Raw genomic sequence first — 21,166 nt, forward strand, 5'->3', positions numbered from 1 at the left:
AATATCATAATAAATAATCTTTTTTAACTGTTGACCAAATTTTTTCTTTGAAATAAAGGCTAATTTTTACAGATCTTGGAGGTATATTTCCTGCAGGTAATAATTTATTTAACTCTTCTTCACTTTTAGTTTTCTTCCATTCTTCCAAAGCAGTCAAAAAAATTTGTTCTTCAAGTTTTTTTATTCTCTCTTGCTCTGCCCTCTTCTGTTCAATTATCCTTTCCATAGCAATCTCTTTAGGTGATTTATAGTCTTTTTCATGCCACGCTTCCCCTTTTCTTAAAACACCCATTAACACATTAAGTGGATCTTTGTAGTTACTGAATTTAGGGTTATTTTTTAATCCAAAAGCAAAATGGTTTATTGATTCCTGAACAATTTCTGGCGATGTAATGTTTATGACGTAAAGTTGTTTAAGTTGCGTTAAGGAAAATCCATGTTCTTGTAACGGTTCAATATTGATCGCTTTCCACTCCTCAGGTAATAACTGTTCTACTCTAGTAGTAGTATTTATATTATTATTACTACTACTAGTAAATTCGTTGTTACCTATATTGTTACCTATATTGTTACCTATATAATTAAACCTTTGTGCATGTAAAGCGGCTGTTTGAATGTTTTCTGTAATACCTAAAATAATATGCCCTCCTCTCGCGTTTTTCCCTTTTTTTCTTAATAATAAATTTTTTTTAATTAAACGGATTAAAGATGTTTTTACACTACCATTTGAACAATTTGCTGCCTTTGCTAGATCACTTGTTAATATGGGATTAGTTTGCATCTCTCCACGGGATGAACACAAATCAATAATGTAAAAAAATATTTTTTGTTGTAATCCTATTAGTTTTCTAATGCTATCAGTTAGCAAGATAATGCTATCTTTGTTACCTTTATCGTTACCTTTATCGTTACCTTTATCGTTACCTTTATCGTTATCTATATTGTTATCTTTATACCGTACATTTGTTACCTTTATGTTATCTTTATCGTTACCTTTAGTTAAATTTGTTACCTTTATGTTATCTTTATCGTTATCTTTATCGTTATCTTTAATTTTAATGTCTTCTTTATTACATTTGGTATAAGATTGTGAAACTTTAAGAGTAAAATCAGAATTTTTTTCTGATTTTAAGTTATCTACAATAACTTTAGTAAGTTTAGCCTCATCATTGGTGCCATTAAGGTTATAAGACCTATACTCCTTCTTGACAAATTTTTTACCAGCTCTTCTGTTTATAAGATCGGACAGCTGAGGCATTACCGTACTCTCCTCTTTGTTACCTAATTAGCCGTGGCAGCAGCATTCATTTCAAGATTATGTACTTCTTCAGCAACTTTTCGTTGAGGAGAAGGTACAATTTCTAATAATTCTCTTGTTAATCTGTCAAAATCCTCGCGAGGAGATAATTTTTTTAAAGAACTGAATAAATTATGGTTATTATCTGTAATATTTGGTATTTCTTGAGAAAATTGAACAGCAGTCTGAAGAATTCGACCTTCCAATTCAGGATCGGCTAATAAAGAGACAATTGCTTTATCCGATAAAAGAGTTTTATTACTATATTTATTTAAGAAAACTTTATAGGAGATATTGGTTTTAAACTTTTTATTTAATGCTTCGACTTCATTTCTTAGCATTCTTAATCCATTTACACTACTAAACTTTTCTGGATTTAGTGGGGATAAGATTATATCCGCATATAAACTGGCTGCGGTAACTGCTTGCCCCATTGTAGGTGGACAATCGATAAAGATATAATCATAATTATCAACGATAGGTTCAAGCAAATCAGCATAAAATGTATGTAAGGGTAAGGTTTCAGTCACTATAATATTGTCCAATATCCCATTTTCTATCCTTCCAGGGATAAGATCTATTCCTTCAAACAGAGGAATAATTGTCTCTTCTAGCGTTGCTTCACCTTTAATAATATCAATGACTACAGGAAGATTTTCTGGGTCAACGCCGCATGCTGTGGTTAAGTTCCCTTGTGGATCCATATCAATTTTAAGAATTTTAGCTCCATACGTGTTAGCACAACTAGCCACATTATGAACAGTTGTTGTCTTCCCTACCCCACCTTTTATGATATGACCTACTATGATCTTACGTTTGAAAGAAATATTAAAAAGTTGCTTTGCTTGTGTAAACGTCAAATAGCACTTATTCCCAAACTTAGGGCAAATAATATTTTTTTCTTTTAATAGCTTATGTACATATTGAGAAGATACATTAAGAAAAGAAGCCGCATGTGCAATCGACATTTTTGGCTGCATTGAAACCAACAAAGCATCTTTTTCAGATTCGGATAAAGACATACTAAATCTCCTAACGGCTTTAGTTTAAGATTTTAGTATATTTTTACAAGAAATGAAAACTGTAAACTATATTCGAATCTTGATATTCGTTTAGCTAAACGAAAACTATTATATTTATCTTCAACACTTAGTAACCCATTTTTATTTTGTTATCTATATCGTTACCTATATTGTTACTCATATCGTTATCTTATTTTTAATTTTATATTAATAATTAGTTACCTTTATTGTTATCTATAACGTTATCTATATCGTCACCTATACTTATACCCGTTAATATTTTGTTACCTATATCGTTACCTTTTAAAACCATTATATTAAATGTATTATAGAGTTATAATTTAAAGTGTTACCTATATCGTTACCTTTACTCTTTATTTTAGATATTTAATTTGTTACCTTTATCGTTATCTATATTGTTACCTATTATGTTATCTATAATTCATAATTTATAAGATAAATATGTTATCTATATCGTTACCTTTATTGTTATCTATATTGTTATCTTTTATTTAAAATAAATGAAGTAATAAAATCGATGGGTTTTTAACCAGTAAAAGTTGACTATTTTTTAATCTACATGTTAGAGTAGAGGTAGCTTTCTAAATGTTTTAATTTAGAGAAACACTTCACCTATAGTATCTAGTTCATCAGATAATCTAAGCGATACATAAGAAGTCTAATAATCTTCGCTTTAAGGAATATAATAAGCAGGGTATTGGTGACTGAAGTTTGTTATTTGCCTCCTGCATGGCATTATGCAAGGCCTCAGCTTCTAACAGAAGCTATCCAAAGTTGCTCTCATTTGGCCACTTCAAAATTCTTTTTAACGAAAATAGGGAAGGTCAGTGAAAAGCAATTACGGAATATTATTTCAGTCGTTCAAGCCTTTTTACATTACACAGATTTAGCCACATTGCAGTATGGTATGTGGACTAGGGCAAAAAATGTCTTCCAACGATTTGATCTTAAGCTGATCAAAAAGATTACTAAATTATCTGATTATTATATTTTTGGTGCGATTAAGGTACTTAAAAGAGCAGGCTTCCTTTTTGTAGAAAAAGTATGGACAAAGATATTGCCTGGCTATTTTGATAAATCTCATTCTGAGTACAAAAAAGCGTTTAAAGCCAAAACAGCTATTAGAAGGTTAACTACATCTTTCTTTGCTTTATTAGGAATTGATAAAGAGTGCCTTGAAAGAAATCAATCTACTGCGATGAAAAAGCAAGAGGAGAGGGTAAGGCAAGAAACTCATAAAGAAAAATCACAAAAATCTTCTATTTGGTCTAAAATACCATTCTTCAGTGGGTCAACGGTTTCTTCTACGGAAAGAAAGCATCACAGCAAGGCTAAGATAGCTATTCAACATCTTTGTGATATTAAATCCATTCTAAGACGTTCTATTCAAACATTGGGTCCTTAGTTCTTTTATTTTTTTATTCATTTGATTATGAAGGTAATGTATTACCTGTAAAATAAAATCGATCATTTTATAATCAATTACTCGGTTTTAACCTACTGTATTTTGTATTTGTTTTTCACATTTGAACTGTTTTAGACACAATAAGTCGTCATTTTGCTCAAAGTTCTTTAATCATTAATTGTATAGAGTATATACAGCTAAGAATTTTTTATGGTTACTCTTAATACCATTTCATAGTAGTAAGCAGTTTCGACATCTTTCTGAAGACGGTATTACCTTATATTGTATAATTATTGAACAGAAAGAATGCGTAAGCTTCAAGAAATCATTTGTAGTACTTTTACCCATCTTATCCACATGCTTACCCACGCAATCTGTTGATAAATAATTTACAGTTCAATTAGCTTACAGTAAGCTGGCATTAACCAATTTTCCTCTAGAAGGGGAGGGTATGGATACCAAAAAACCAACAATCCAAAAAATGCTTACTGGATTTTATCGAAAACAGACCCTTGGGTTGCTCCATGGTTTATTATCTTTGATCAACGCTAAATTTATTTCAAAAATACAGCGGTACTACTTAAAATGTAGAGGTTTTGATAATAAAGAAATACGGTTTATTCAAATGATTTGGAAAGCTAAGGTAAGAGGGCGTATTCATCTGCATTTAAGAAAGTATCAAAAATAATCAATTTAGAAGACGTATTTCAAACGATAATTAATCCATCTCTTACGGTGCTTATTATCCTTGATATCTAAATGATTCATATTTCTTGTAGTGATAAATCTTAAATTGATGGCGTAAGAGTAAATTAGGTTATGGTATTGAAGTATTGAGAAATGTGATTGAGTTTCTTATTTATAAAATAAATATTAAACAAAAAGATATTGAAACATCATTTTTGATATGTTATATATATCCCGTTAACACAAGGATGTATATCACGGATGACAGTTTTAGCTTCCTCAAAGCGAAAAAAACTTAAAAAGAGTGTTTTTGGCTTACCCTCTAAAAAAAATACCCTATTACTGATAAAGAACATGCGATTAATGCAAAAGCGCGTGCAACTCAAATGGTGAAAAAGGGTAAGTTATCTCTTTCTTCAGCCCAGAAAATAAAATCGAAAGCGAATCGTTTTTTAAAAAATTCTTAATTTTTTTCATAATAAGGAATAGATATGCACTATGAACTGGCTCCTATACACCGCCGTACGTTAGAAAAACACCATAAGTATTTAGAAAAAATGATCCATGAGACCAAAAAACATCTTGGTATTCATGCAGGTGGTGAAGTGATGAAATTGAAAGATCATCATCAATCCCGCGCGACTGAAGACGGTGTACGCAAAAAAAGAAAATACACCAAAAGAAAGTAATTATTTTTAATAGGTGATGTGTTGGCTTTTTTACGATGTGTTCAGTGTCAGGGCAAAAAGAAAATAGCGCCGCTCGGGTTTATTCAAAAAGAGTGTCCAAGCTGCCATGGATTAGGTCATATTTTGCAGTCCTCTGAGGATGACAGCAAAATGAACCCGCGTTCTATTATGGCAGCTCCTATATATGATAAGCCTGTTAAAAGAAGAGGGCGCCCACCCATACAACCTGTTTAATGGTCAATAATGGCCAATGCAACGAAATTACCTAATGGACTGACTCAACGCCAATTCTCTTTCTATAATCATCTGATCAGGCAAATGAAAGAGACGGGTAAAATGGATCCGAAGCAGGCCGCGATTGAAGCTGGATTTTCGGTTAAAAACACATCGGCGAAAGCAACTCGTCTTTTGAAGAAACCAGAAGGCCAAGCGTATTTAACGTCTATCCAAGAACATTCTACTTATTCTGCTACAGCGACCATAGATTGGGTAATGGAAAAGCTGGTACGTGTAGTTTGTGCTGGAGTTGCTGACGATGGGACGATTAAGGCAAAAGCTGTTAAAGATGCTTTACGTGCGTTGACTGAAATCAATAAAATCAAAGGTCATTATGCCCCTGAGAAGAAATTTAATCTCAATCTGGATATCGATGATATCCAAGAAGCAAGGGCACGTGAATTGGCTATCAAATACACTCGAGAATATTAGTTAGAAAGTAAAAAGCTATCATGAAAAAAATAAATGCCGTATTTTTACTTGAGATTTTTTTTACTTTCTTTGATACACCTATTACTGTATTGATATTCCATGATGAGCCCTAATTTTTATTTCTAAATCAGCGGCTTTAAGCATACCCTCTATTTTAGCTTTTTCTAAATTTAAATTAGCCTGATTCTTCTTTTCTTGTACATCTAAGAGAGCTTTAAGATGTTTATTTTCAATGGCTTGTTTCTCAAGCGCTAATTTAGCCATTTTTACTTCACTCTCTATTTGTAATTCTTTTTCTCTTTGTTCAATGCGTTTATTTTCAAGCTTTAATTCTTCCATGATGGGGTTAGGCTGATTTTGCGTGGCTTGAGCTTGCTGCATTTGCATCTGTTGCTGTTGTTCCAGTTGCTGCATAAATGCTTGCGCATCTTGTTTTAATTGATCTATGCCACGAATTTCAAGGTTGTCTAATATAACGGGAAGACCTTTTACGCTCATAAATTGGGCAAAGGCAGGGAGAGATTGATTTAACCCTAATAGTTGGTCTAATGCGCGACTTTTCTGAATCGAGAAGTTCACCCCGGCTTTGACTTCTATTTTCATTAACTCGGTATCAAAATCGATATTAACGCCATGAGACTGATTGATAGGAATGGACTGGATTTCTTTTTCAGGGTTTAAGATAGCAATATTCTTTTGTGTGCTATACACCGTAGGGATGATACTTAATATGCTACATTGATTGGCCGCTTGGGTTAAGGCTTGTAGATGTCCTACGATATAAGGCATCGCTGTCGAATTAGATTGTGTGGCACCCTCAACAATGGCCACGCCGCTTAATTGATTGTTGTTATTAATCCCCAGTGAAGCATCGTAGCTTCCTAATATCGCTTGCGCCGTTTGATCGGCAATACTAAACGCACCGGATATTTCAGGTGGCATCGGAACACGTTGGGCTTCACGTGGCGGCGGTAAAGGAATAGAAGGATCATCATTTTTAAAGGCATTAAACACGATCGCAGCGGCACGCTGCGGGTTATCGTAAGCATCTTGATAACTAGAGGGAATCGCTTCTTTCGCTACAACCCACTTTTGCATAATCATGTTTTCTAATTCATTGGCCCAAGTTTGTGCGGCAAAGTTCTTAAGCTTTTGTATACCGATGACATGCCAACCATAAGGCTTCGTAAATTGTTCAACAGGCATTCCTTCGCCATTACGTAAATACTCGCTATCGCCATCAACAAAAATAAGTGGAAGCCCTTTAAATATCGTTTCATGATATTCAATAATTTGCGTCGTTATAAGCTGAGGCCTTGCAAAATGCAAAAAAGAAGGCAAATAACAAACTTCGGTCACTAATACCTCGCTTATTATATTCCTTAAAGCGAAGATTATTAGACTTCTTATGTATCGCTTAGATTATCTGATGAACTAGATACTACAGATTAAATGCTTTTAGGAATCGACCGTTACTTTCATTTAAAAGTTTCGACCAACTAAAACCTAGTTTCCTAACTGTAGCATTTAGGTTAAAAAATTGTCAATTCAATTGAAATTAATTAGAGTGCTAATTAAATTTCATTGAGGTTCTAACTAAAGTTCAATTAAGGTTTAATTATAAATTATATATAGTTCAAACAATAGTTCAAAATAATATTAAAAGATACTTATTTAGAAAGCCTATATTAGAGTTCATTAGAGCTCAATCTATATTATTTTATTACTTAATTGTAATAAAATAATATATGAAATATAAGAATAGGAATAAAATAATAAATTTCCTCAATAATTTATTAAGGTTCAAATAGGGCCCAATAAACATTAATTAAAGGTTCAAATAGAGTTCTAATATAAAATTCAAATAAAGTTCATATTTATAGCTCTAATAGAGTTCAATTAATAGAAGCAGGAATAATTAAAACTTAACTATATAATGAAAACTGGTTAAGGAAACTTGTTTTTTTTTAGAATAATATAAACTTGTAAAATCTATTATTAACATTTACTGAAATCAGTACAGCCATTGAGGTATATCCATGAGTGATATGAACCCCAAAATGCTAGCATCAGAAGCTAGCGAATTTCTAAAGTTTTCTTTACCTGCTATTCACAAACAGCTTAAATCTAAAAATTTAGAATATACGAAAAGCCAGAACAAAGTTTTTTTTAAACACAACACAGCTAAACAAATATTTAAGCTTAAATTTATACCTACTTGCTTTAGCTGGCAGAACTTAAAGGGTGGGGTAGGCAAAACTCACTTATCTTTCGCTACAGCGGTCAGATTGACGCTCTATGGCGCAAAAGTTGCAGTTATTGACCTTGATCAACAAGGAAATTTTACACAAGCTTGTAGCGTTGATGCAGAAAATAAACCTATATTAATCGACCTAATAAGTGAAAAACTACCAATCGAAAACTGCATGGTACCTGTCATAGATGGGCTAGACATTCTTCCAAGTAGAATTGAAAATGCAGTTCTAGATAATTTATTTGCTGTAAATAGTCTCCCTGTAGATAGAGAAATAAAAAAAAGAGTGAATTCTTTAAAAAAAGAAATATGATTTTATTTTTTATTGATTGTCCCCCTTCTCTAGGCCAAGCAGTAACTGCCGCCTCATTATCAGCAGATTACATAATAGTTCCTGTTGACCCTGAAAGGTTTTCTTTATCGGGGCTAAATGTTACTTTGCAAGAATTAGAAAGAAATGTAGCAGAAAAATTTGAAGTTAATCTTAATGTAAAAATTGTACTAAATAAATTTGATGGCAGAACCTCTTTATCACATAAAGTATTAACAGCTTTATTTAACGATAGTGAGTATCAAAAAAGACTTTTTAAAACGTTTATCAGAACCAATCAAGAATTGCCTAATTCTGTATCAAAAGGGAAAAGTATATTTGACTCAATAAGAGCATCTTCTGCTAAAGAAGATATAGATTTACTTTCACGAGAATTTATTGAACTTACTAAAATTGAAAATACACTAGATGCAGAAAAAAAATCTTCCATGACTATGCATCACGTCTCAGAAGGAGCTTAAAATGCCACGGATAGATAGCTTTGAAGTAAAAAATAAAACTTTTAAAAAAAAAGCATATCGTAGCTGGGACGGTAATTTATTCGAGAAATTAAAATTACCAAAAAATACTGAAGAACAAAATTTTGTTCAAGAGCAAATAGAACCAGCAAATAATTTAAAATCTGGTAATAGTTCACTTAGTGGTCATAAAGAGTTCAATGAAGGTTCAAATAAGGCGCAATTAGCGTCTAATAAGGGTTCAATCAGCGTTCATAAAGAGCTCAATGAAGGTTCAAATAAGGCGCAATTAGCGTCTAATAAGGGTTTAAATTTAAATGAAAAAATATATATCAATAGGGTTCAAATAGAGTTTGAAACAAGCGGAGAGACAATATCAAGACTTATAAGGAAATTAGGCGGTAACGAAAAAAAGCTTTTCTTTTTGATAATTAATCTATGTTCAATTAAAGGATCACTCTCTACAGGGGATTTACTAGGAGATGAATTGAACCAAGCACTTTCAACTACTAGAAACGGGCGAGAAACGGCAATAAAAAGACTCGTAAAAAAAGGATTAATAAAACGCAGGCAAGGTAAGACTGGGTCAAATGGAACATTAAATTTTCATGTTAGTGACTTAATAAAATCTGAAGCTTTAAATTTTTTAAACTTATATTATTCTGAGCATAAATTATTGTCCAACTATAGTTCAAATGAACTTACATCTTTAATTAATAATAAAGTCCATCTAGGGTTCAATAATTATTTATATAATAGTAGTAGTAGTAATAATATAAATACTACTACTAATAGAGCAGGGCAGTTACCTGAGGAATGGAAAGCCATCAATATTGAACCGTTACAAGAACATGGATTTTCCTTAACGCAACTCAAACAACTTTACGTCATAAACATTACATCGCCAGAAATTGTTCAAGAATCAATAAACCATTTTGCTTTTGGATTAAAAAATAACCCTAAATTCAGTAACTACAAAGATCCATTGAATGTGTTAATGGGTGTTTTAAGAAAAGGGGAAGCGTGGCACGAAAAAGACTATAAATCACCTAAAGAACTCACTATGGAAAGGATAATTGAACAGAAGAGGGCAGAGGAAGAGAGAATAAAAAAACTTGAAGAACAAATTTTTTTGACTGCTTTGGAAGAGTGGAAGAAAACTAAAAGTGAAGAAGAGTTAAATAAATTATTACCTGCAGGAAATATACCTCCAAGATCTGTAAAAATTAGCCTTTATTTCAAAGAAAACATTTGGTCAACATTAAAAAATGATTATTCATTATGAATTTATTTTTACGAAGCATGGAAATATACTCTCCTTTTGAATGGGTTGTTTTTCTTAACCACATGAGATATAAAATATAATTTTTATCCAGGATTTATTCTTGGATAAAATCGAGCAGGACCAATTAACAAATTTAGAAAAAGAGGAATTTGCCGTTAACTGTGTAGGTTTTAAGTTAGAGGAGTATAAAGATTTAAAAAATGTTTTTAGTTATGGGATAAGAGAATTAAGGTCGGCTATAAGCCATGATATTGTTTCTATAAGTGAAGCAAGCAAAATTGCAAAGCTACCTAAGGAGCATCAGTTGGAAGCCTTAAAAAGGCTCGGTTATACCAAGGAAAAAGATTTACCAAATGTATACGATGATGAAATTATAGATTTAATTAACGATATGAAAGGTAAAAAGGATCATGACTAAACCTTACATGCTGAAGGGTAACATTTTTTTCAAAAAAGAAAATATAACTTCCGATAAATCCAATTATCGGAAGTTATAAAATATACCTTAAATCAATAACTTACATTAAATTAAGGATAATAAATGCCTGAAAATGAAATCGAAATTACAAATGATGTAAAAAGAACAATTGAATCTGCCCGTGACGAATCAATTATTTTTAAGGATTTAGAGGAGCTTTGTGTTTCAAGAGGGTATGCACACGTTATTGCTTACTTAAGCTTTAAGTATAACTTTGCTAAAACTTGTGAGGATACGGGGAGTATTGATCCACATGAAAACCGACTCGAGCTGCCAATTATACCAACAGAAATCGCAACGCTAATTGGGTTAATGGTTAAACAGAATGTTGATTTAACATTGCCACATCCAGACATCTTTCAAAAAAATTTAGATAAAACAAAATTATTAATCCAAGAGATGTACTATAGTCTCAATAAATATTATTTTATTAAAAAAGAAAATGATCCTAATTTTAAAACAAAAATGGTATGTGAAAAAATTTTTTATGCTGATCAGTCAGCTTGTGATTTTCAATACATTGAATTCGCTAAGCAAAAATACAAAATGGATAATGATTGGCTACGTGAATATAAGGGATTTACCATTGAAGAAGCCAGCGATGTTTGTAACGCTATATTAAATTTACTGAAAGATAAAGTTAAAAATTTTGATGAAGAAAATAGAAAATTTGAAAAAATATTATTAATAGACAAATTTACCTACTTACCTGCCTTTACCTTTAATAAATCTGAATTAAAAAAATTTATAGCTATTGACTCAAAAGTAATAGATCGGGTTTTAGATGTTTTTTCAAAACCAGAACCTAAGTATATTGGAAATAAACAGTTTAATACTTTAGATAGTATTAATTATATAAATTTTTGTCCTTTAATTCCTATAGGAGATGAGCAATACATATTGTTACAGTTTTATAACTTGGCTGAGTCTCTTTACATATCACCTTTTATATGGATGATTCAAAAAGATAACTCCTACTATGAAAAAGAAGGGAGTGAAAATCGAAAAAATTTTTTAGAAAAATTTATAACAGAAAAATTAGAAAAAGTATTTAAAAAAAATATCTTTTCTAATGTCACAGTTAAAAATTCAAAGACACCTAAAAAGAAAAATACTGAATTGGATGTTTTAGCTATAGTTGGAAATTATATTATTATTTTTGAAGCTAAGTCTAAAGGTTTAACCAGTGAATCAAGAAAAGGTAATATTGATAAACTAAATAAAGATTTAGGACAAGGTATTCAAGCTGCATATAATCAAGTTTGTGTAAGAAAAAAATTACTGGCCGATAAAGAAAATATTTTTAAAGACTCAAAAGGGAATGAACTAAATATTAAAAATGCATGTATTAATTCTAAAGTATATGGCATTGTTATGTTGAGTGAATATTATCCAAATTTAAATTTTCAAGTCAGAGATTTTTTGAAATTAGAAGATGATCTAAAAAATCCTTTTGTTATGGATATTTTTACTTTAGATATAATGATTAAATTCTTTGAAACCCCTTTATATTTTTTAACCTATTTAAAATGGCGTTCTGAACAAGTTGAGCAATTTGAACAATTTAATATACGACACGAATTTGAATTACTGAGTCATTTTATCTGTCATGGATTCACTAAATTACAATCATCTTATATCGAAGGATATAAATTTTTAAGTTATACACTTTTAGACGAAATTTTATTAAAAAAAATAAATCACATAGATTACCCTGAGTATTTGTTATTAGAAATTAAGAAAAGCAAGTTAGGTAAATTTTTAGAAAGGCTTGAAAAATATGAGAATAATCAGCAAACAGCTTTAAACGTAGGGTTATTTATTCTTTCGTTAGATGAAAATGAACTACCAGAATTTTTAATTAAATATGACAGTGCATATAAGAGTTCGTTAGAAAAGAGGATGGTATTAAGTTGAATGTATCTATAAAAAGAAAAGAAAAAGGGCTAACAATCCATTTCAAGAAAAAAGGAGATTTAGACGTACCTAAAGAATTAGAAAAAGATACCAGAATAATCAAATACCATAAAAAATTTAAAACATGGTATGGCCTTTGTTACAATCCAGAAAGTGATGAAATTAAGCATATAATTGATTGCAGTTATCCATGGATGCAAAGTAATCAAATGGACAAATTGACTGAAATGAATCCTGTTTCGTTGGTATTAACTGATGATCATTAACCAATAAAAAAAGTTTATAACCTACTCTCTAATGCCTCTTTAGATTTTGTTCATTTACAACAAAGCTATCAGGCCTCATACTAGCCCTATTCGCATTAGCAAGTATTTTCAATAAGTCTGATTTTAGTTATTAACATTTTTTTCTAATAACCGATAGTCAAATTCTTGTTTAATTATTAAATTCTCTCCCTTATGGTTAATCTTCAAGACTGAGGAAATCTTTATCAGATAAACCTGTAACGTCCTTAATAAACTCACGATCAGCCCCTCTAGCGAGCATTTTCTTTGCAATAACAAAGTCTTCTTCCCTACGGCCTTGTTCTAGGCCTTTTTTTAAACCTTTTTGTTCAAGTTGTTGTGCAAATGTCATAATAACCTCTTTGTCCTCTGGTAAGTCTGCGGTAAGAATTTGGACAAGTTCATCAACCGCCTCGGGCTGAGTCTCATCCTGGGTTTCATTTATTACAAATTTTACCATATATCTGCGTAATTCTTTGTTTAATTGCCTCAGTAGCTCTCCGATAAAGACCCGACGTGCTTTAAGGACCGTTAAAAAGTTTTTAGCCCGAGCATGCTTAAGGAGCATCTCCATCAGGAAAGCAGGACCTTCTGCAAGCTCATCGTCAGACAGAACGGTTAAATCTATTAAGGTAAAAGGCTTAAACACAATTTTTTTAGCCAGACCAGGGTTCTCGAAGCATTGATAAACATCAATAGAATGCGGGTAAGGTGACTCCATACCGTGATATAAGCAAATCGGCAAAACAATTGGCAATTTTTTGTGTCCTTGTCGAATATGTTGATCCATTGCCGAGATACTATATTGTAGTTGTCGAAAAGCCATGAAAAAAAGATTTTACCATTATACGAATACCTTACTCTGAAAAAGGTTTTAGAGGATTATTAATTTTAATTATCTATATGACATCTATTAATAAGAATAGGTTAATTAATAACCCTCATTGAAAACGAAGTATAAAAAACTAGGCGATAAAAATATGGCTGAGGCGGCTTTTAAAAATTCAGAATCATAAATAGATCTTCAAAATCATTTGTGTGAAAAGTTATTTGATGAATATGCTCAAAATATAAAGCTCCCATAAAAAAATAACAACAATTGATTAGGAGTTCCCCATGATTGAGTAGGTTATGGATCGTTCTGACATAAAAATGAACTTATCCTTTAAAATAACTGATTATTTTGATTAACATTTCCTGATTTTAGAGTCTATTAAAAAAGCAATTGCCCAAGCTCACCTTACCTTATCAGATGACTTTTTAGATTATTCACCAGAAACAATAGCAAGAGTTAAGGCTTGATAGGCATCGATAGTATGAGAAACTCATTTTTATATAGGCACAACCATGATCACACGAGTTTTTTATCATGTATGAGTTCCGTACTTAACTTAATTTATATTTAAGCAGCGATAGCCAAGAAAATATAATTCCTCTGCGCCAAACCTAAGTAGATTTAGCAACGTTAATTAATAAATAATTCATTTGTTTTTTTATAAAAAATGTATTTTAAAATTACTCAATAGAAAATTTATAGATAGTTTGGTTAGGAAAATAAGGCCCTATATCATAAATTTTCTCAGATAGAATATTTTTAGAAATTCCATTAATAATTGATCTATAATCCTTTGTTTTTAGGTAACGAAAAAAGAAATGAGGTCCTTTAGGTTCTGTTTCTGTAAAATAACTTGGCCTTATTCCAATGTTAGCAATAATATCAAAAGTAGCATTTAACAGAGCATAAAAATTTTCTTTAATTAGAGGTGTTTTTTTTGTAATACACCATGTTCAATAAACAGAATGGTAGCGTTAGAATCACATCGGTTAGGGTATCACCCACTTATAAACTGCAATTTACGTATCCTGCAGTGGGCTACGATAGAAATGGACACAGCAATGCCATCACTGTGTGCGATCCCACCCAAATCAATTGGAAATATAGTTTTACGGGTAGTAAAAGCTTAGCGCCGTATGAAGCCTTTGATTGTAACGGTCAATTTACTTATTTTCGTTTCAACGCTAATCGCTTACCAGCGATTTTTATTGTTGATAAAAATTGTCAAGAAACTCTTGTTAATTATCACATGAAAGGAAACGATGTCATCGTGAATACCGTGGCACGACAATTCACCTTACGTAATGGACACTATGTCACCAGTGTTTATAACGATGCACTGATCGGTGATTGGCAAACTATAAAATAAAGAGGATTACATCATGAGAAAACAAAACGCTTCCCCACCTGAAGGACTGCCAGAGATTGCTGAAGTTTCTTATAAAAAACCCGTTTTTCTGATTGTTTTAGGTGGGGTATTACTGCTACTGCATACACTGCTATTTTAGCCATAGAAAACAGCAGATACTTTTAAGTAGATAATAAAATTTAATATCTAACCGTAAAAAGTATATGAGCACATCTACCTGATCAGACAAAATAAAATTTTGTTGAAATTTACATTATATAGTAATTTATTTTCAATTTAGTTAAAAAATGATTCAATAGAAAAAGGAAATAATTAGAGGTTTTCAATGAAAGAAATAATTACTTTACAATTAAGTCAAAGTATTGATTTATTTAATTTCTTAAGCGCTATAGAAAACGCATTAGAGCGCGAAAAATTGATTAATAATTTAGAATTAGTAGTTCGTAGTAATATTATCGATACATTTTTAAATTCAGCTAATGCAGATTTTAAAATTGAGGCCGTAGCTACTAATCAGAATCAAGTCGAAAATAAACAGGTTATCTATTTACTGAATATTACACTTCCAAGTGATATAAATGGTTCAATAGATAAAATTAGTTTATTTTATAATAATAATGAAATTAATGAGCCCATATTATTAGCTAGTTATACTAAGCGATTATATGAAGAAAAAAAATTGATTCAATTACAACTGACTTTGTATCCAGTAAAGTTATTATCAGCGCCAAGTTGGATGAAAGAAGAAAAAATAACAAATAAATATTTAGTTGATTGGTCTTGCGAGCATATAGAAAGGTTTTCAGCGAACGACAGGTTTAACCATAAATTTACACCAACCTATAATTTGATTGCCGGTTATGGAAAAAATGAGCTATATTTAATTTATATTTTAAAAAATAAAGATTTTATGTCTGGGTATGTTTATTTAAGCATTTATGAAATGTTTGAAAGAAAACATTGGCAGCCGAAAGCTATTTCATTTAATAGCCCTTTAAGTGGAATTTTAAACTCAAGTAACGGTTTTTTTTCAAATATAGGTGCCTCTGAAGTTAAATTTTACTTAACTCATTCAAAGGGTGTTTATTGTATAAACACCCTTATGGATAGAAATCTTACAAGTTCTTTTCATGAAGTGTTTTCCAATAAAAATTATGTACCACACACAGTAACTTTAGCTAAAGTCGCTGATTCAGCTTGTATAATAGGTGGAAGTTTAGGTAATAATATTGGAGGCCTCTTAGCTGCAGGTACTTCAAATATAGAAGAAAAAAAACATGGAATGAATTTTATTCCATGGCTTAGGCACGGGCGATATAATCCAATAGTTGAATATATAGATGATAAGTTATATTTTATTGGCGGAAATATTCAAGAGGATACACCTTTAATTGAGCTGAAAAAAATACTGAAATCGAATATTTCTACTAGATTGCCGATAATACATAACGAGATACCAACCCCAGAAAATCAGCACTATTTAAAAAATATTAATTCTACCACCTATCGTTATTGCCACCTTGGCCAAGAGATTTATCTATTTCCTGTAGAACTATTTAGGGATGAGTCTAGTCAATATCTTATTTATGATACCTTGGAGAAAAAAGTTTATGCTGAAAGTATTGATAAGCATATATATCAAAAAGTAAACGAAGAAGGTATGGCTAATTACAATAGTTTTCAGGTAGTATCGGTATTAGATAAATGTATTTATTTTGTTTTAACGAATTCAAACTATTCACAATTTAATTCCCTATTCTTATACGCTAATAGAAAAACAAATGACTAAAAAAATTAATTTTAATTTAACCTAATAAGGAAATATAAAAATGTTAAACATAGATCAATCAGGAAAATTTGATGACATCTTTAATGATGATTTAGAAGCATGTCATGATAAGAATTCTCATCTTGAAATTGAAAATAGCAGACTTAAAAGAAACATATATGATTGTTCTAAAGAAAAAAATCTTTTAATAATAAAACAAAATAATTTAGAAGCTAAGTTGCTGCAAATCAATGAACTGGAGAAAAAACTTGATATTGCTAATCAAAAAAACAATGATTATGAAAAGCAAAGGCAAAAGCTTGAAAATGATCTGAATAATATCCAATATAAAATTCAGGGAGAGATTGATAAAAATCTCATGTTAAATAAGCTAGTTAATGAGCTTACTGAAAAAAATAATAAATTTATAAAGGACAGAAAAAGCTTAGAAAAAGATTTAGTAAATTTTGAAAAAAAATTCAATATTATATTGACAAAAAAAATGATTTGATTGCTAGAATAAAAAGTTTAAAGGATCAGACTAGCGAGGAGGCCATTGAGCTTAATCGTCAACTTAAAGAATATAATGAAAAAATTATAGTCTACGAGAATGAAAAAGAAGAAACTAAAGAAAAACTCAAAGTTTCCAATCAAGAAATTGAGGAATTAACCAAATCAAAAAATTTATTGGAAGAGGAACGCGATGCTTCGCGCCAAACCAATATTCAATTTGAAAAGCGAGTTGCGGCTTTAGAAGATGATTTAAATAAAACCGAACATGAGCTTAACCTGCAAAATAAAAATCTAATTTCTATAAAAAATCAATTGCAAATTTCTAGAAATGAGCTGGAGATATCTAAAAATGAGCAGGAGCGATTAATTGCAAATCAAAAAAACCTAGAATCTAGATTGCAGCAATTTAAAGATTTAGAGGGACAACTTGAAACTGCTAATCAGAAAAACCATGAATTTGAAAAACAAAAAATAGATTTGGATAATAAAATCACCAAAATTGAAAACAAATTGCAAGATGAGCAAGATAAAAACAGTGATCTTATAAGATCTATTAATGATCTTAACGAAAAGAATAATAATTTTATTAAGTATAAAGAAATCCTAGAAAAAGATATAGTAATTCTTACAGAAAAAATAGCAGCGTATATTGCCAAAAAAAATGATCTAATTTCTAAAATAAAAGAAATGAAGGATCAAACTAGTGATGAAGTCAAGGAACTTAATCGGGAACTTAAGGAATGCAATGATAAAATTATATTTTACGAGAAAGAAAAAGAAGAAATGAAAGAAAAACTTTTAGTCCCCAATGAAAAAATTGAAGAACTAACTAACGCTAAAATAACGCTACAGAAAGATCTAGATTCCTCACGCCACACCAATACGCAACTTGAGAAGCAAATTGAAGCTTTAAAAGAACATCTAAATAAAACCAAAAGGGAACTTAATCAGCAAGCTAAAACCATTTTCTCTATAAAAAATCAATTAGAAAACTCTCTAAATCAGTTGGAAGCAGCGAAGGGCGAGCAAGAGCAATGGATAAAAAATTATAAAGATTTAGAATATAAATTGCAGCAGTTTAAGGTTTTAGATGAACAACTTGATACTGCACATCAAAAAATCATTGAATATGAAAATAAAAAAATTTCATTAGATAATATAATTATTCAACTTGAAGATAAAATTAAAACTGAACTTGATAAAAATAATATTTTATCAAAAACTATTAACGAACTTACTTTAAAAAATAATATGTTTCTTAAGGATAAAAAAACTTTAGAAAATGAACTAGTTAACCTTGAGGAATCGATAAAATTAGAAATTTCTATAAAAATGGATCTAGTTAATGAATTAAAAAATATAAAAGATCAAACTAGTCAAGAATTTATTGAACTAAATCGTAAGCTTGATAAATGTAATGAAAAAATTATTGCGTATGAGAATGAAAAGGATAAAATCAAAGAAAGACTACAAATTTCCAATAGAGAAATTAATGAATTAACTAAGGATAAAATAACTTTACAGGAGCAGCTTGATTTAGAACGTCAAACCAATAGCCAATTTAATAAGCAGCTTAAAGTTTTAGAAGATAATTTATCTAAAACGCAAAACGATCTTAATTTGGAAAGTAAAAAACTAGTCGTTATAAGAAATGAATTGCAAGTTTCTAAAAATGAGTCAGAAGCCTCTAAAAATGAGCAGGAGCGATTAATAAAAGAGATTTCTGCGCTCAATGATACTATTGAATTACAAAAAAAAGAAATAGATGTAAATAAAAATTGTAACAAGGATAATTTAATTATTAATATGAAACTTAAAATTTTACAAAAAAAACATGACACTTTTAAGAATCAAGTCGATTGCACTAACAAAAAAATTGAAGAGTTACTACAAAGAATTAGCCCAGAAGAGATTTTACGTTCCAAGTTAACTGATTTAATAGGAGATATAGCTGGTTTGATTATTTGAAAAAGTATAAATTATCATATAAAATGTATATCCTATATCCCCAACTCAGTAGTGAAAAACTACTGAGTTGGGGTAGATTTTTCTTTTCCCAGCTTTAATTAGTAAGTATATCTTCAATTCACATAAATTGGGTGAGTAACTGTAACACTGCATTTAGTTTGAGTCATCGCAGCCTAGTTATTAACAAATATGAATTTGTCAGAACAAGTTGAATATCAATTCTTTTTTAATGACTTCCAAGTGATGTGCTCAACTGGATATCGGCGTCTTGAAGTGGCCTTTAAATGCGTTATTCACTAAATCAGCCCTAATTTAAGGAAAAGTATAAACTGCTCTAGATTAATGGTATGGATACACCACTCTACGCTAATCTACAGAATGCTGAGTCTTCAGTCGATTTCAGCTAGTGTATATTAAAAATTTTCTATTTTCCTCGAAAACATCACAGTTCACATACACACCAGAAAATCGTTGCACTGATACTCCCCAGACAATTTTTTCTATAGGTATATTTATCGCTACTATTTCAGTAACGTAGGCAATTTCTTTATATTTTGGTGATGTTGAAAATATTTTTACGTTACTCATTCAAGTATTTTTAGACAATAAATAGATTTTTCATGTGTTAAACTTGATTCAATATTTACATATTTATAATTAAATAAAAAAGAACTAATTATTCCATAGTGGCTCTAAACAATCTCTTCTAACAATCTGCGAGCAGCTTGCGGATAAGTTATGCAATACAAGGCTGCATCATTACTAAATAATCTAGTTAGCTCACTAGATTTTTTATTATTTTTTTAAGCTGATGTATATTTTTTTCTTAAAAAAAATTTTTAGTTTTGCTTTGTCTGTTCCTAACTTTTCTAATGCTTTGAAAACATCTCCTTGGTCATAGTCATGAACCCCATAAATATAAATAAAGTTATTTTTTGGGGTCGCAAGGTCTTTTTTAAGTGAATTGGTTCAGGGTAATCAACCGTAAAGTTGATAGATAGAATAACTAAAGGAAATTTTTTATCTTCATCCTCATAAAAATCAATTGCAAAATCTTCTTTATATGCATGTTAAATCGCATTTAATAACTTGAATACTATTGAAATAAATAATTTCACTTTCTGCACGATAAAACTGTCAAGGAGTGATAGTTTTTTCACAAAACACTTAGCCTTCTGTGGCGATTCGGACTCTATCGATAGAAATATACATGGAATATTTCTGACCATACAAATCGATTGTATTTAATTTAATCTGATCTAGTTCTAATTTTTTCAGTTCTTGTATTTAATATTTTTTAACCGTCTTTGGAATTGCTTATTAATTTCAAGTTCATAGCTGAATTTCATAATATTTCCTTATAAAAAAATGCTTTATTATTTATTTCTTTATTATTAATAATTAGGGCGTGTTGACAATTCATAGAGGTAACCACAAATAGCCACAAGCCAAAGCAAGCATCGATTTATAATTTCTTTTCAACTTATCGTATCGGGTAGCAATGGCTCGAAAATATTTAAGTCGGACAAAAACATTTTCGATAAGATAGCTGGTCTTATAATACGTCAAAAGAAGAAGTGATCTTAGTCTGTGATTATTATGAAAAAATTAGTAAAAAAGAAAAAATAGTAGAGTTATCAGACGGAAGCGTCATGACCGATAATGAGTATGAACAATTTACTCAAAAATGGGAAGAATTAGGCACCATTGCGCAACTACCTGTCGTCATTAACAGAAGAAAAACCTCTATTATCAAAGTAATCCGCTATCGACTCATTGAGACGCAAATTATTGAATATCATGAAACGATATTTAAAGGGCTTCCACTTATTTTTGTTGATGGCGATAGCGAGTATTTACGTAATGGCGACAGAATG

General features: G+C 30.5%; 19 protein-coding genes and 2 pseudogenes. 16 read left to right on the forward strand and 5 right to left on the reverse strand.

The features are described 5' to 3' along the window. Positions 1–4 precede the first annotated feature (4 nt). On the reverse strand, positions 5–1,258 hold the full coding sequence (locus S3O_RS0109955) for a hypothetical protein (RefSeq protein ID WP_010598973.1): 1,254 nt from the start codon (positions 1,256–1,258) through the stop codon (positions 5–7). Positions 1,259–1,281: 23 nt separating this feature from the next. Beyond that, positions 1,282–2,319 (reverse strand): ParA family protein, encoded by a 1,038-nt coding sequence (locus S3O_RS0109960; protein ID WP_010598974.1) that lies wholly within the window; start codon positions 2,317–2,319, stop codon positions 1,282–1,284. A 721-nt stretch (positions 2,320–3,040) separates the two neighbouring features. Here S3O_RS0109960 and S3O_RS0109965 point away from each other — a divergent pair. From S3O_RS0109965 to S3O_RS0109980, 4 genes are all read left to right on the forward strand, one after another. Next, the gene (locus S3O_RS0109965; RefSeq protein WP_010598975.1) at positions 3,041–3,745 is read left to right on the forward strand and encodes a hypothetical protein; all 705 of its coding nucleotides are present in this window, start codon (positions 3,041–3,043) and stop codon (positions 3,743–3,745) included. Positions 3,746–4,196: 451 nt separating this feature from the next. Continuing rightward, positions 4,197–4,433: a hypothetical protein gene (locus tag S3O_RS0109970; protein ID WP_010598976.1), complete on the forward strand. Its 237-nt coding sequence runs from the start codon at positions 4,197–4,199 to the stop codon at positions 4,431–4,433. Between the two features lie 490 nt (positions 4,434–4,923). Next, the gene (locus tag S3O_RS0109975; RefSeq protein WP_010598977.1) at positions 4,924–5,121 is read left to right on the forward strand and encodes a hypothetical protein; all 198 of its coding nucleotides are present in this window, start codon (positions 4,924–4,926) and stop codon (positions 5,119–5,121) included. A 243-nt stretch (positions 5,122–5,364) separates the two neighbouring features. After that, positions 5,365–5,829 carry a terminase small subunit gene (locus S3O_RS0109980; protein ID WP_010598978.1) on the forward strand — a complete coding sequence of 155 codons (465 nt, stop codon included), beginning with the start codon at positions 5,365–5,367 and terminating at the stop codon, positions 5,827–5,829. A gap of 81 nt (positions 5,830–5,910) precedes the next feature. Here the strand turns inward: S3O_RS0109980 and S3O_RS0109985 are convergent, their stop codons facing one another. Next, the gene (locus tag S3O_RS0109985; RefSeq protein ID WP_010598979.1) at positions 5,911–7,188 is read right to left on the reverse strand and encodes a portal protein; all 1,278 of its coding nucleotides are present in this window, start codon (positions 7,186–7,188) and stop codon (positions 5,911–5,913) included. Positions 7,189–7,868: 680 nt separating this feature from the next. On the opposite strand from S3O_RS0109985, the gene S3O_RS19950 reads away from it, so the two are divergent. The 6 genes from S3O_RS19950 to S3O_RS0110015 all read left to right on the forward strand — a co-directional run bounded on the left by S3O_RS19950 (position 7,869) and on the right by S3O_RS0110015 (position 12,818). Next, entirely contained in the window at positions 7,869–8,396 is a 528-nt protein-coding gene (locus tag S3O_RS19950; protein ID WP_029463780.1) for a ParA family protein, read from the forward strand. After that, positions 8,393–8,875 carry a ParA family protein gene (locus S3O_RS19955; RefSeq protein WP_029463781.1) on the forward strand — a complete coding sequence of 161 codons (483 nt, stop codon included), beginning with the start codon at positions 8,393–8,395 and terminating at the stop codon, positions 8,873–8,875. The genes S3O_RS19950 and S3O_RS19955 overlap by 4 nt, the downstream gene beginning before the upstream one ends. A gap of 1 nt (position 8,876) precedes the next feature. Then, positions 8,877–10,157: a hypothetical protein gene (locus S3O_RS0110000; protein ID WP_010598980.1), complete on the forward strand. Its 1,281-nt coding sequence runs from the start codon at positions 8,877–8,879 to the stop codon at positions 10,155–10,157. Positions 10,158–10,257: 100 nt separating this feature from the next. Beyond that, positions 10,258–10,575, forward strand: coding sequence for a hypothetical protein (locus S3O_RS0110005; RefSeq protein WP_010598981.1), 318 nt, complete (start codon positions 10,258–10,260; stop codon positions 10,573–10,575). Positions 10,576–10,698: 123 nt separating this feature from the next. Next, positions 10,699–12,552, forward strand: a complete 1,854-nt coding sequence (locus S3O_RS0110010) for a nuclease-related domain-containing protein (protein ID WP_010598982.1) — start codon at positions 10,699–10,701, stop codon at positions 12,550–12,552. Further along, complete coding sequence (locus S3O_RS0110015; RefSeq protein ID WP_010598983.1) at positions 12,549–12,818, forward strand: hypothetical protein; 270 nt, start codon at positions 12,549–12,551, stop codon at positions 12,816–12,818. The genes S3O_RS0110010 and S3O_RS0110015 overlap by 4 nt, the downstream gene beginning before the upstream one ends. 196 nt (positions 12,819–13,014) lie before the next feature. Here the strand turns inward: S3O_RS0110015 and S3O_RS0110020 are convergent, their stop codons facing one another. Beyond that, complete coding sequence (locus S3O_RS0110020) at positions 13,015–13,662, reverse strand: Rpn family recombination-promoting nuclease/putative transposase (RefSeq protein ID WP_010598984.1); 648 nt, start codon at positions 13,660–13,662, stop codon at positions 13,015–13,017. A gap of 958 nt (positions 13,663–14,620) precedes the next feature. Here S3O_RS0110020 and S3O_RS0110025 point away from each other — a divergent pair. The 5 genes from S3O_RS0110025 (at position 14,621) to S3O_RS12840 (ending at position 19,289) form a co-directional block, all read left to right on the forward strand. Next, positions 14,621–15,040, forward strand: coding sequence for a TrbG/VirB9 family P-type conjugative transfer protein (locus S3O_RS0110025; protein ID WP_083827770.1), 420 nt, complete (start codon positions 14,621–14,623; stop codon positions 15,038–15,040). A 13-nt stretch (positions 15,041–15,053) separates the two neighbouring features. Further along, positions 15,054–15,179 (forward strand): hypothetical protein, encoded by a 126-nt coding sequence (locus S3O_RS19960; RefSeq protein WP_268869480.1) that lies wholly within the window; start codon positions 15,054–15,056, stop codon positions 15,177–15,179. Positions 15,180–15,365: 186 nt separating this feature from the next. After that, on the forward strand, positions 15,366–16,829 hold the full coding sequence (locus tag S3O_RS0110035) for a hypothetical protein (RefSeq protein ID WP_010598986.1): 1,464 nt from the start codon (positions 15,366–15,368) through the stop codon (positions 16,827–16,829). Between the two features lie 40 nt (positions 16,830–16,869). Then, the gene (locus S3O_RS0110040; protein WP_010598987.1) at positions 16,870–17,319 is read left to right on the forward strand and encodes a hypothetical protein; all 450 of its coding nucleotides are present in this window, start codon (positions 16,870–16,872) and stop codon (positions 17,317–17,319) included. Continuing rightward, positions 17,316–19,289 (forward strand): coiled-coil domain-containing protein, encoded by a 1,974-nt coding sequence (locus S3O_RS12840; protein ID WP_010598988.1) that lies wholly within the window; start codon positions 17,316–17,318, stop codon positions 19,287–19,289. The genes S3O_RS0110040 and S3O_RS12840 overlap by 4 nt, the downstream gene beginning before the upstream one ends. 1,419 nt (positions 19,290–20,708) lie before the next feature. On the opposite strand, the pseudogene S3O_RS16855 reads toward S3O_RS12840, so the two are convergent. Continuing rightward, a pseudogene (locus S3O_RS16855) lies at positions 20,709–20,849 on the reverse strand (IS5/IS1182 family transposase); the annotation flags it as partial. Positions 20,850–20,863: 14 nt separating this feature from the next. Between S3O_RS16855 and S3O_RS0110055 the strand changes: the two are divergent. Then, positions 20,864–21,166, forward strand: a pseudogene (locus S3O_RS0110055) (portal protein); the annotation flags it as partial.

It is taken from the genome of Rickettsiella massiliensis 20B, from assembly GCF_000257395.1.
Classification (GTDB): domain Bacteria; phylum Pseudomonadota; class Gammaproteobacteria; order Diplorickettsiales; family Diplorickettsiaceae; genus Diplorickettsia; species Diplorickettsia massiliensis.